Annotated in this window: 1 protein-coding gene; it reads right to left on the bottom strand. The window is 35.4% G+C overall.

Features of this window, described 5'->3' with window-relative positions:
• Positions 1 to 997, bottom strand: a 997-nt coding sequence (locus AC1DUW_RS29375) for a sigma-54-dependent Fis family transcriptional regulator (RefSeq protein ID WP_477644251.1), incomplete at its 3' end; no start/stop codon positions are given.
• Positions 998 to 1,292: the final 295 nt, after the last annotated feature.

Raw genomic sequence — 1,292 nt, 5'->3', positions numbered from 1 at the left:
GACTAATATCAAGTTTCGCAGCCCTTTTTGCTATGGATATCGTTTGATTCATTTGAGAATCATTACTGATGATATCAGAAAAATGATAACGATTTGTTTGTTCATCTATCTGTTTTAGTTTCTCTAACCGAAGAGTCACATAGGACAGATGTTGAGTATCTTTAATAAGGGGCTGTGCTGTAAACTTCTGATTTTTTATTGCAACCTTTTGTTCTAGTCCTTTAATTAATGCAAGAGTATCTAGTCCTGATATTATACTCGATATCGGTTGCCCCGTTGTGGTTTGTTCTATACTGCCAATAGCACGGGATGCTGCGATATTAAGACTTGTAACGTTACCTTCTTTATTAATTGTAAATAGAGGGTCAGGATGCTGATCATATATAAAATAAAGATTTTTCTCTCGTTTTTGTGTTTGGGCTAATAAGAGGGCTTGTTTAATACTATCTGCCACTCTTTGAACTAAACTAATAGAAAACGGATGATAATCCTGTTGATGACTGCTTAAGTTTAAAACACCAAGAAGATGACCATCAGGATGATAAATGGGAGTTGCGGTACAAGTAAGGAAATGGTTATCCTGATAAAAATGTTGGCTGCCGTGAATAAGTACTGTTTTTTTCTCTACTATAGCTGTACCTATTGCATTTGTCCCTTTTGATTCCTCCAGCCAATTTGCCCCTTTTCTAAGGGCAACATTGTCAGCATGCCGAATAAATGATGGATCTCCGACAGTTTCAATGATGTATCCTTCAGGAGCAGCAAGTAATAGAATAGATTCCATGCCATGAATAGAGCTATACACGTCTTCTAAAATGGGTGAAGAATAATAAAGGAGCTCTGCATATTGATCCTGGAATTCGGCCAGCTCAAATTCACCCAGCATATTTTCCTTGTCCATTATTCTAGGTTGAAGTCCTTTTGAATGGCAACGCTTCCAGGATTCTTGAATGAAAGTAGGAATGGTTTCTTTAGGCGCGCTAATATTGACCGACATAGAATAACTCCTCCCATTTGTAAAATACTCTTTATGTAATTTTGTTGATTCACTATCTTAACTTTGAACACACAGAACAACAAAATTTTTATAGGCTAAAAAGGGTTTGTCCATACAATTTCATTATAGCAGAAAATTCAGAAACTAAACCAACGGATTCTACGTTTCGTTCAATTTTGTTCTAATATGGAACATGTAATTGTTCCATATTAGAACAATAACTATTTTTCTAAAAACTACCCAATCATTTTTTACGGTTTTCATAGGGTTTTTGTTATTGGCATGAGTCTTGCAT

This window comes from Peribacillus sp. P4_C12 (assembly GCF_056402095.1).
This window is presented reverse-complemented; position numbering and strand designations above follow the sequence as displayed.